Annotated in this window: 9 protein-coding genes; 4 read left to right on the top strand and 5 right to left on the bottom strand. The window is 62.7% G+C overall.

Translation table 11 applies throughout. From position 1 onward, the window contains the following. Positions 1–407, bottom strand: a 407-nt coding sequence (locus D3872_RS10535) for a DUF6279 family lipoprotein (RefSeq protein WP_229459262.1), incomplete at its 3' end; no start/stop codon positions are given. A gap of 25 nt (positions 408–432) precedes the next feature. Here D3872_RS10535 and glmU point away from each other — a divergent pair. Beyond that, entirely contained in the window at positions 433–1,809 is a 1,377-nt protein-coding gene (gene glmU / locus D3872_RS10530) for a bifunctional UDP-N-acetylglucosamine diphosphorylase/glucosamine-1-phosphate N-acetyltransferase GlmU (protein WP_119810725.1), read from the top strand. A 108-nt stretch (positions 1,810–1,917) separates the two neighbouring features. Here the strand turns inward: glmU and D3872_RS10525 are convergent, their stop codons facing one another. The 3 genes from D3872_RS10525 to D3872_RS10515 all read right to left on the bottom strand — a co-directional run bounded on the left by D3872_RS10525 (position 1,918) and on the right by D3872_RS10515 (position 4,424). After that, positions 1,918–2,997, bottom strand: a complete 1,080-nt coding sequence (locus tag D3872_RS10525; protein ID WP_119810724.1) for an ABC transporter permease — start codon at positions 2,995–2,997, stop codon at positions 1,918–1,920. 99 nt (positions 2,998–3,096) lie between these two features. Continuing rightward, the gene (locus D3872_RS10520) at positions 3,097–3,858 is read right to left on the bottom strand and encodes an ABC transporter ATP-binding protein (RefSeq protein WP_119810723.1); all 762 of its coding nucleotides are present in this window, start codon (positions 3,856–3,858) and stop codon (positions 3,097–3,099) included. Between the two features lie 113 nt (positions 3,859–3,971). Then, complete coding sequence (locus D3872_RS10515; RefSeq protein WP_370660961.1) at positions 3,972–4,424, bottom strand: Lrp/AsnC family transcriptional regulator; 453 nt, start codon at positions 4,422–4,424, stop codon at positions 3,972–3,974. Positions 4,425–4,610: 186 nt separating this feature from the next. On the opposite strand from D3872_RS10515, the gene glmS reads away from it, so the two are divergent. Next, complete coding sequence (glmS, locus tag D3872_RS10510) at positions 4,611–6,440, top strand: glutamine--fructose-6-phosphate transaminase (isomerizing) (RefSeq protein ID WP_119810722.1); 1,830 nt, start codon at positions 4,611–4,613, stop codon at positions 6,438–6,440. Between the two features lie 69 nt (positions 6,441–6,509). On the opposite strand, the gene D3872_RS10505 is transcribed toward glmS, so the two are convergent. Continuing rightward, positions 6,510–9,179 carry a cation-translocating P-type ATPase gene (locus D3872_RS10505; RefSeq protein ID WP_119810726.1) on the bottom strand — a complete coding sequence of 890 codons (2,670 nt, stop codon included), beginning with the start codon at positions 9,177–9,179 and terminating at the stop codon, positions 6,510–6,512. A 352-nt stretch (positions 9,180–9,531) separates the two neighbouring features. On the opposite strand from D3872_RS10505, the gene D3872_RS25260 reads away from it, so the two are divergent. After that, positions 9,532–9,996: a hypothetical protein gene (locus D3872_RS25260; RefSeq protein WP_147373855.1), complete on the top strand. Its 465-nt coding sequence runs from the start codon at positions 9,532–9,534 to the stop codon at positions 9,994–9,996. Next, on the top strand, positions 9,954–10,187 hold a 234-nt coding region (locus D3872_RS27465), incomplete at its 3' end, for a pyruvate kinase (RefSeq protein WP_370660960.1). The genes D3872_RS25260 and D3872_RS27465, both read left to right, overlap by 43 nt.

Raw genomic sequence — 10,187 nt, 5'->3', positions numbered from 1 at the left:
GTGACGAGCTGGTCGGGCTTGAGCGAACGCGCCAGGTCGGCCAGGTCGGGCACGGCCTTCATCGCAAGCCGTTCCGAACGGGTGCGGATGTCCTTGTAACTGGACATCAGGTCGGCCTGGGTGACGTTGCCGGCAAGCTGGCGCTGGGCGTTCTGCAGCACCTGCACGTAGTCGGGCAGCTGCGTAGTGCGGTGCCAGTGGAACAGTTCATCGATATCGCGCTTCACGAAATCGGACTGGTCGTTGTCGATGTCGACATAGGCGTTGAGCCACCAGTACAGCAGCGTGTCGCCGTTGTTGTAAGTAAAACGGATGGTGCTGCAGGCTGCTACCGTGAGCATGAGTGCGATCACGGCCAACAAGCGAATCCGATGGAACAAGTTGTCGTGCGTGTTATTCTTTTTCATCTTCTCAACTTTTCAGACCAAGCTCATGAATGTAGTGATCCTCGCCGCTGGCATGGGAAAGCGGATGCAATCCGCGCTGCCGAAAGTCCTGCACCCGCTGGCCGGCAAGCCGCTTCTGTCGCACGTGATCGACACCGCGCGCGGCCTGGCGCCGAGCAAATTATGCGTGATTTACGGACACGGCGGCGCAGCGGTGCCGGAGATGGTGGCACGCCAGAATAACGGCCTGTTCGCAGTCATCGACACCGCGCTGCAAGAGCCGCAACTGGGCACCGGCCACGCCGTGATGCAGGCGCTGCCGCAACTGGACGACGCGGCGCCGACGCTGATCCTGTACGGCGACGTGCCGCTGACCACCCTCGCCTCGCTGCAGCGCCTGGTCGACGCGGCCGGCCAGGACAAGCTGGCGATCCTGACGGTGGAACAGGCCAACCCGTTCGGGCTGGGCCGCATCATCCGCGAAGGCGGCAACATCGTCCGCATCGTCGAAGAAAAGGATGCCAGCGACACCGAGCGCGCGATCCGCGAAATCAACAGCGGCATCATGGTCGCGCCGACGCAGCACCTGAAGCGCTGGCTGTCCACGCTCGAGAACAAGAATGCACAGGGCGAGTACTACCTGACCGACATCGTCGCGCGCGCGGTCGCCGACGGCGTGCCGGTCGTATCGGCCCAGCCATCGGCCGAGTGGGAAGTCGCGGGCGTCAACAGCAAGGTGCAACTGGCCGAGCTCGAGCGCCGCCACCAGCTCAACATCGCCAACGCGCTGCTGGAGCAAGGCGTGACCTTGATGGACCCGGCCCGCATCGACGTGCGTGGCGAACTGGTCTGCGGACGCGACGTAACGATCGACGTCGGCTGCGTGTTCGAAGGCCGGGTGGAGCTGGCGGACGGCGTGACGGTCGGCGCGCACAGCGTGCTGGTCAATGCGAAGGTTGCCGAAGGCGCCAACATCAAGCCCTTCTGCCACATCGAAGAAGCGGTGGTGGGCGCCAAATCCCAGATCGGCCCGTATGCGCGGCTGCGTCCGGGCACCGAGCTGGCGGAGGACGTCCACATTGGCAATTTCGTCGAAATCAAGAACAGCCAGGTCGCCGCGCACAGCAAGGCAAACCATCTGGCGTATGTAGGCGATGCGACGGTAGGTTCGCGCGTCAACATCGGCGCCGGCACGATCACCTGCAACTACGACGGCGCCAACAAGTTCCGCACCGTGATCGAAGACGACGCCTTCATCGGCAGCGACAGCCAGCTGATCGCACCGGTCCGCGTCGGCGCCGGCGCGACGCTGGGCGCGGGCACGACGCTGTCGAAGGACGCCCCGGCCGGCCAGCTGACGATTTCCCGTTCCAAGCAGATGACAATCGAAGGCTGGAAGCGCCCGGTGAAGGTCAGAAAATAAGTTTCCGAAATCGGGGTCAGACCACCATTTCCACAACGCGAAATCGGGGTCAGACCACCATTTCCACAACGCGAAATCGGGGTCTGACCCCGATTTCATTGCAAGTCTTCAGCCGATCGCTTCGGCGATGCCGCCGCGGGCGGCCTTGAAGGCGGGAACGAGGGCGGCCAGCAGCGCCACCGCCATCACTGTCACGACCGCCATCGACATCTTGTTGAAATCGAGCTCGACCAGCATCGGCGACGGCTGCAAGGCGTGGTGCGCCGAGTAGGATAGCGCGGCCCGGTTGACCACCCACGCAACCAGGCCGCTCGCCACGAGGCTCGCAACGACACCGATGGCCGCCATCCACAACGCTTCCGCAGCGAACATCAGGAAGATCGAGGCGCTGCGCATTCCCAGCGCACGCAGCACGCCCACTTCGCGCCGCCGTTCGAGCGCGTTCATCGAGATGGTCGCGGCAATCGCGGCAGCAACCACGGCAAACGCCATCCCCGCCAAGCTGTCGAACGCCAGCTTTGACGTCCTGTCCTCCTGATTGAAGGATGGCGACTGCTCCTGCCAGGTACGCACGTGCGCCGCTACACCGCTTGCCCGCAGGGCCGCCAGCAGCTCGCCGCGCTTTTCTTCGAGCTGGGCGGGCTCGGCCAGGAACACGACGAAGCGCTCGGTCAGCACGGTGTCCAGCAGGTTCTGCGCCATTTCAAAAGGCATCAGCACCGAACGCGCATCGGCGCTCAGTTCGGCGGTGCTGAAGATATCCACAACCTCGGCGTTGAGCGGCGTCGCGCGCGTGTGCGGCGCGGCGCCGGCCAGGGTCACGTTGCTGCCGTTGCGCAGCCCGAGCGAGCGCGCCTGCCCCGCACTGACAGCAATGCCGTTCCGTACGCCCGCCTTCAGCTTGCCGGGCGCGTCGGCCGGCGTGCCGGCGTCGATACCCTCGCCGCGGAACAGCGCCGAGCGCTCGCCGCTGCTCGCCATTCCGGACAGGCTCATTTGTGGTAGCACCAGCGCGACCCCGGCCCGGCCTTCGACGATGCGCCGCACCCTGGCCGCCTCCTCGCGATCGAACAGGGGCGCATCGCCCTCCGCCGTGCTTCCCGAACGCACGATGGCGAGATGGCCCAGCCGCTCGCCGATCACCACCCGGTATTCGGCGCGCGCGCGTGCTGGCGATGTGCCCGGCAAACAGGTCGAGCGCGCACAGGCTGGCCGCAATGACGAGCACGGCCAGCACGGTACGCGGCCGTCCCTGCAGGACAGTGCGCAGCGCCAGCCGGAAGGGACTCATCCCTGCACCCTCAGCGGCCGCCGCCGCGCCTCGGTCGGGGTTGATGCCAGCCGTCCCTCGTTCAGCTGCAGCGTACGGCTGACGCGGCTGAACTGGCGCTGGTCGCGGGTCGACAGCACGAAGGCGGTGCCGTGCTCGTGCTGGTAGCGCGCGAACAGGTCCATCACCAGCCGGATGCAGCCGTTGTCGAGGCGCGAGGTGGGCTCGTCGGCCACCACCAGCCGCGGCAGCGTGACCAGCGCGCGCGCGATCGCCACCCGCTGGCACTGGCTGGCGTCGAGCCGGCCGGGATACTGGCGCATCTGTGTCGCCAGCCCCAGCCGCGACAGCAAATCGGCGGCGCGCTGTTCCGTTTCCTCCAGCGCCGTCTCGTCGAGCCGGCCGCGCAGCATCAGCGGCAGCAGCACGTTTTCGTGCGCCGTCATCACCGGGATCAGGCTGGACGACTGGAACACGAAACCGATCAGCTCGTTGCGCAGGTCGGCGCGGCCCTGGTCCGACATTTTCGACACCAGCAGGCGCGCGATGATGACGCTGCCTTCGGTGGCGCTGTCGAGCATGCCGATGATGTTGAGCAGGCTGGTCTTGCCGCTGCCGGACGGGCCGCACACGGCGATCATTTCCGCCGGTGCCAGCTTGAGGTGGATGTCGTGCAGCGCATGGCAGGCCGCCAGCCCCTGCCCATAGTGCTTGTGTACGCCGCCCAGGTTCACCAGCTCCGGCGCCAATGCCGGAACCTTGTTCAGGATCGCTTCCATTGCTTCGCCTCGTGTCGGGTCAATCACCTTCACGGCGCGGGTGGGCGCCGCTCAGATGTTGCCAGTAGACGCTGTTTCCCTATGGAACAAGTTGCGTCCCATCAATTTTGGGATCAGACTGCAATACGCGTTTCGAATTTGCTGCGGAAGGTGGAGAAGTAGGTTTTGACGTTGCGCACGTTCTTGTGCGCGGCGAACAGGCGGTGCGCCAGCCCGTGGTAGGCCGGCATGTCGGCTACCTGGACCACCAGCACGAAGTCCGGCCCCGAGGCCACCCGGTAGCACTGCATCACGGCCGGTTCTGCCGCCACGTGCTGTTCGAACTCGGCCATGCGTTCGTCCGCCTGAACGTCCAGTGAAATCTCGACCAGCGCCGTCAGCCGCGCGCCGACTTTTTCCGGCGCGACAATCGCCACCTGGCGTTCCAGGATGCCGGCCTCGGTCAGTTGCTTGACCCGGCGCAGGCAGGTGGGTGGCGACACGTGCACAAGTTCCGCCAGCTCGGCGTTGGTGTGAGATGAGTCAAGCTGGAGGATGTTCAAGATGCGACGATCCAAATCGTCCATTTGATATGGTTGGTCTGACATGCTCATCCGAAATAATAATTAAATTTTTCGACGTTTATGAAATTAAATTTCATACGTCATTTATGGTGAAATAATATAACGAAACAGTCGAAATTTAGAAAGCTTATTTCATCGTCTCTCATCTAGGATTGCACCACCATTAATTGACCAATCTGTGAGGTAACCATGTGCGGCATCGTCGGAGCAGTAGCGCAACGCAACATCACGCCAATCCTGATCGAAGGACTGAAGCGTCTCGAATACCGCGGCTATGATTCCTGCGGCGTCGCGCTGCACGTCGACGGCCGCTTGCGCCGCTCGCGCAGCACTTCGCGCGTGGCCGACCTCGAATCCCAGGTCGGCGAAGCCCACCTGCAAGGTTTCACCGGCATCGCCCACACCCGCTGGGCCACCCACGGCGCGCCGGCATCCCACAATGCCCACCCGCACTTCTCGCCGACCGAAGACAACGCCCGCATTGCCCTGGTTCACAACGGCATCATCGAAAACCACGACGAACTGCGCGCCGAACTGACCGGCCTCGGCTACGTGTTCCAGAGCCAGACCGACACCGAAGTCATCGCCCACCTGGTCGACCACATGTACAACGGCGACCTGTTCGATACCGTGCAGCACGCCGTCAAGCGCCTGCACGGCGCCTACGCCATCGCCGTGTTCAGCCGCGAAGAACCGCACCGCGTGATCGCCGCCCGCCAGGGTTCGCCGCTGATCGTCGGCGTCGGCGAAGGCGAAAACTTCGTCGCCTCCGACGCGATGGCGCTGGCCGGCACCACCAACCGCATCATCTACCTGGAAGAAGGCGACGTCGTCGACCTGCAGCTGGGCAAATACTGGATCGTCGACAGCAGCGGCCGCTCGGTCGAGCGCGAAGTGAAGGTCGTGCACGCCCACACCGGCGCAGCCGAGCTGGGCCCGTACCGCCACTACATGCAGAAGGAAATCTTCGAGCAGCCGCGCGTGGTGGGCGACACCCTGGAAGGCGTCACCGGCATCATGCCCGAGCTGTTCGGCGACAACGCCTACAAGGTCTTCAAGCAGATCGACCGCGTGCTGATCCTGGCCTGCGGCACCAGCTACTACGCCGGCCTGACCGCGAAATACTGGATCGAGTCGGTCGCGAAAGTGCCGGTCAACGTCGAGATCGCCAGCGAATACCGCTACCGCGACAGCGTCCCGAACCCGAACACCCTGGTCGTCACCATCTCGCAAAGCGGCGAAACCGCCGACACCCTGGCCGCCCTGAAACACGCGCGCAGCCTCGGCATGGAGCACACCCTAACGATCTGCAACGTGGCCACCAGCGCCATGGTGCGAGAGTGTGCACTCGCTTACATCACCCGCGCTGGTGTCGAAGTGGGCGTTGCATCGACCAAGGCCTTCACCACCCAGCTGGCCGCGCTGTTCCTGCTGACGCTGACCCTGGCCCAGGTCAATGGCCGTCTCGACGACGAAATGGAAGCGACTTTCCTGAAACAAATGCGCCACCTGCCGGTAGCGATTGCCGCCGTGCTGGCGCTGGAACCGCAGATCATCGCCTGGGCCGAAGAGTTCGCCCGCAAGGAAAACGCGCTCTTCCTCGGCCGCGGCATTCACTATCCGATTGCCCTCGAAGGCGCGCTGAAGCTGAAGGAAATCTCGTACATCCATGCCGAAGCCTACCCGGCTGGCGAGCTGAAGCACGGCCCGCTGGCGCTGGTCACCGACGAAATGCCGGTGGTCACCATCGCCCCGAACGACGCGCTGCTGGAAAAGCTGAAGTCGAACATGCAGGAAGTCCGCGCCCGCGGCGGCCAGCTGTACGTCTTCGCCGACGTCGACTCGCGCATCAATTCCGGCGACGGCATCCACGTGATCCGCCTGCCGGAACACTACGGCCTGCTGTCCCCGATCCTGCACGTGGCTGCGCTGCAATTGCTGGCGTATCACACGGCGCTGGCTCGGGGTACGGATGTGGACAAGCCGCGCAACCTGGCGAAGTCGGTTACGGTCGAGTAAGCTCGCCTCTAAAAAAGTTCGACAATGTTCTCCGGTAAGGGGGGCTGCGGCTCCACCTCGGCCCGAATCCTACGCCTGTGCATACAACCAGCCTTTGCGCACCAAGAGTTTTTCTATCTCCACGCAGAAAAACACGCTGGCGGACAGAAGCAGGCAAATTGCCAATTCCCGTGCGCTAAGCGGTGCGGTACTGAATATTGGATTCAATTGCGGCACATAAATGGTCGCCATCTGTAGCAGGAATGTGAGTCCCACGGCGCCCAGCAAGGCCGGATTGGAAAGCACGCCTTGCCGGAACAGCGATTGCCGTTCCGAACGGATGGCGAGCACGAGTCCCATTTGTGACAAGGTCAACACCGTAAAAACCATCGTCTGCCAGCGCGGTGAGTCGACATGGATGGCCCAGGCCTGTGCAAACAGCGATACTGCAGCGATGATCAACCCGATCCACACGATGTGCTGCCACATGCCATGCGCGAATACGCTTTCCGCCGGCGGGCGAGGGGGACGTTGCATTATTCCTTGTTCCTCCGGTTCGGCGGCGAGCGCCAGTCCGGGCAGGCCATCCGTCATCAAGTTGATCCACAAAATGTGGATCGGCAGCAGTGGAATCGGCAAGTTCAGAAAGGGGGCCAGAAAAATGACCCAGATCTCCGCCGAGTTGCCGGTCATCGCATAGCGGATGAACTTGCGGATATTGTCGAACAGGCGCCGCCCTTCCCGCACTGCGCCGATGATGGTAGAGAAATTGTCGTCCAGCAGTACCAGGCTGGATGCTTCGCGCGCCACGTCGGTACCACCCTTGCCCATGGCGATGCCGATATCGGCCTGTTTCAATGCAGGCGCGTCGTTGACGCCGTCGCCGGTCATGGCGACAAACTCTCCCTGCGCTTGCAGTGCTTCTACAATGCGTATCTTCTGCGCGGGATCGACGCGCGCATACACCCGGATGTGCGAGACTTGCTGCTTGAACGCCTCGTCGCTGAGTAATGCCAGTTGCGCTCCGGTGATTACGCTGTCGGCTGCGCCGGCGATGCCGAGTTCGGCAGCGATGGCGAGCGCGGTGGCAACATGGTCGCCGGTGATCATGACCGGCGTAATTCCTGCCGACTTACACATGCGCACCGCTTCCTTCGCTTCGGCGCGCGGCGGATCCATAAGGCCTACCAGGCCGACAAAAACAAGGCCAGTCTCAAGCATTCCCTCGCTGGACTCCTGTGGCACCTTCGACCAGTGCCTGCGTGCTATTGCCAGCACGCGCAGACCTTGCGTCGCCATGCGCTCAGCAACTGCCAGCAGCTCATCGAGTGCCAGCCTCGCCTCATCCCCCCGGGCCGCAAGCGTGCCGGTACAGAGCGGCAGAACGCTTTCCGGTGCGCCCTTGGTATAGGCGACGAATCCGCCAAGCTCGCGGTGAAACGTGGTCATCCGTTTGCGTTCCGAATCGAACGGCAGTTCGAAGACCCGCGCCGCGGTTCGCTCCAGCACCGTTTTGTCGTATCCGGATTCCAGCGCTGCCAAGTACAATGCCACTTCAGTCGGGTCGCCGGTCGGCGCAGCCTTATTGCTGCGGCTCGCGTTGTTGGACAGGGCTAGCGCGGTAAGCAGGCTGATCCAGGGTTCTTGCGACGGTAGCTCGCAGGATTGCTCCAGCAGCGTGCTGCTTGCGTAAAATTGATGTACCCGCATCCGGTTCTGAGTCAGGGTGCCGGTCTTGTCTGAACAAATGTACGTTACCGAACCCAATGTTTCTACAGCCGATAAACGGCGGATCAGCGCACGCCGGTGCGCCATCTTGTACGCGCCGAGGGCAAGAGAAATCGTGACGACGGCCGGCAACGCTTCCGGAATTGCCGCGACAGCCAGACTGACGGCGGTGAGGATCATCACCATCAGCGCTTCGCCTCGAAGCAGACCGATCAGGAAGATGAGCGCACAAATGGCGAGCACGGCGAACCCCAAGCGATTGCCGAATGTAGCAAGACGCTTTTGCAACGGCGTCTTGCGTTCCACGTCCTTGTCGAGCAGGCGAGCGATCTTGCCCAGTTCCGTCGCCATGCCGGTCGCGGTCACGATGCCGATGCCGCGTCCATAGGTCACGGTCGTGCCCTTGTATGCCATGTTGCAGCGGTCGCCGATTGACCAATCGCCCGCGGGAAGCGCCTTGCTGCGTTTATCCGCCGTGACAGCTTCCCCTGTGAGCAAGGCTTCGTCCAGCTTGAGCTGGATCGCCTCGATCAAGCGTAAATCGGCCGGCGTGACGATCCCGGCTTCCAACAGCACCACATCGCCCGGAACCAGCTCGACTGCTGGCACGAGAGTCCGTTTGCCGCTGCGCAGCACCAGCGCATTATGGGGCGCCATTTGTTTCAAAGCCGCCATCGCGCGCTCGGCACGCACCTCCTGGACGAGGCCGATTACGGCGTTGAGCACGACGATAACCGCAATCGCCAGCGTGTCCTTGACGTCGCCGACGATTCCGGACACCACGGCGGCGCCGAGCAGCATCAGAATCAGGAAGTCGTTGAATTGGTCGACCAGCATCCGCCATATCGGACGTGGCGGTTTCTCAGCAATTGCATTGGCGCCGTAGCGAGCCAGGCGGCTGGCCGCCTCAGCAGGTGACAGTCCCATATCGGGATCGAGCTGTAACCTGGCGGCCGTTGCGGCCAAATCAAGCGCATGCCAGTCGCTGGCAGCAGAGTCGATCTGGGTAAATGATAAGGAGGTCTGGTCCATGTCGCTCGCCAAGCGGTAAAGCAAGGAACCCGATGATTATGCCGCTTTCAACGATTGCTGGGCCACGTACATGCGCAACATGCGAGCCAAGCCAATTGGCGGGCGGCCCGGTCCGCTGACCTTCGGATCGAACGGTTATATCTGCTTGCCGACGGAACGGTGGGCGATGAATAAATCAGTGCTTCCCTTGCTGTCTTTTTCGGCTAAGCTTGATTTTCGCGACGCTTTCCTTAGTTCGCGGAGCAGAACCCGTTCACGTGGCCACCAGAGTTCTCGGCGGGGGAGGACTCTTGCTCAAACCGGATAGCCACACCGAAATCCACGGTGGTCTTGTCAACCGCAAGACATGCGTATGCCTGAAGATGAATTTATTCACCCGCGCGTCGCATCGCGCGCCGCCTGCCGGATCGAGAAACTGCGCGCGGCCGCGTTGCGTTTGGAAGCTCACCACCAGGAGCTCCTTGGCATGATCGATCCGATGATGCGAGAGAGCGCGCGTAACTTGGTGCATTATCTGGCGGTTCGTTCCTATGACATACGAGGATTGCAATCCGACTTGGCGCAGATGGGCCTGAGTTCGCTCGGGCGCATGGAAGCACATGCGCTGGCCTCGCTCGATATCGTCATCGCTGTCTTGTCAATGATGCGCCGGCTGCCGTTTTCAACGGTTCAGCCTGATCGGGCACCCGTCAGCATGGCTGATGGGCCGCCTTACTGGAGCGTAACACCAGCGCTATTCTCGGACCATCCCCCGCAGAACACCAGACACGCATCATGGTCACCATGCCATCCGAAGCGGCATGCGATTCCGAGTTGATAGGCGACCTTCTGGTAAGGGGGATGCAGGTAATGCGCATCAATTGTGCCCATGACGACTGCGAAGCGTGGTCGCGCATGGTCCAGAATTTGCGACAGGCTGAAAGTCGCCTGGGGCGAACGTGCAAGGCGTCTTTCGATCTGGCGGGCCCCAAACTGCGGACCGGACCGATCGAACCGGGCTCGGGCGTC

It is taken from the genome of Massilia cavernae (genome assembly GCF_003590855.1).
In the GTDB taxonomy this organism is placed as follows: Bacteria; Pseudomonadota; Gammaproteobacteria; order Burkholderiales; family Burkholderiaceae_D; genus Telluria_A; species Telluria_A cavernae.
The sequence above is the reverse complement of the archived record's forward strand: the minus strand, read 5'-3'. Positions and strand labels throughout refer to the sequence as shown.

Coding starts and splice junctions, on each gene's coding strand:
- D3872_RS25260 (WP_147373855.1), top strand. CDS start 9,532: ATGCCTGAAGATGAATTTATTCACCCGCGCGTCGCATCGCGCGCCGCC.
- D3872_RS10515 (WP_370660961.1), bottom strand. CDS start 4,424: ATGGACGATTTGGATCGTCGCATCTTGAACATCCTCCAGCTTGACTCA.
- glmS (WP_119810722.1), top strand. CDS start 4,611: ATGTGCGGCATCGTCGGAGCAGTAGCGCAACGCAACATCACGCCAATC.
- D3872_RS10505 (WP_119810726.1), bottom strand. CDS start 9,179: ATGGACCAGACCTCCTTATCATTTACCCAGATCGACTCTGCTGCCAGC.
- glmU (WP_119810725.1), top strand. CDS start 433: ATGAATGTAGTGATCCTCGCCGCTGGCATGGGAAAGCGGATGCAATCC.
- D3872_RS10520 (WP_119810723.1), bottom strand. CDS start 3,858: ATGGAAGCGATCCTGAACAAGGTTCCGGCATTGGCGCCGGAGCTGGTG.